Origin of the sequence: Pseudomonas sp. ES3-33 (assembly GCF_000952175.1) — a bacterium.
GTDB classification, from domain to species: domain Bacteria; phylum Pseudomonadota; class Gammaproteobacteria; order Pseudomonadales; family Pseudomonadaceae; genus Aquipseudomonas; species Aquipseudomonas gregormendelii.
The window spans coordinates 1-254 of record NZ_JZRI01000045.1; the positions used below are offsets into that span (position 1 = coordinate 1).

Sequence of the window (254 nt, forward strand, 5' to 3'; positions counted from 1 at the left end):
CGGCGATGCATCGTTTCACTGCTGAGTTCGGGATGGGATCAGGTGGTTCCAATGCTCTATGGTCGTCAAGAAATTCGGGTACTGAGTCGCGGCCAGCTGGCCTCGCTTCAGCAAATTGGGTATGTGACAGCTTTCGGTGTTTGCAAGAGTCGAACTTTCGGTTCATTTCGTCTTCACACACCGCAATCTGGTGCTCGTTAGAGCAAGCAAATTGCTTGGGTGTTATATGGTCAAGCCTCACGGGCAATTAGTAC

At 50.8% G+C, this 254-nt stretch carries 1 rRNA gene; it reads right to left on the minus strand.

The window, feature by feature from the left end:
* A 5S ribosomal RNA gene (gene rrf / locus UB23_RS07310) occupies positions 1–70 on the minus strand; the annotation flags it as partial.
* Positions 71–254 lie beyond the last annotated feature (184 nt).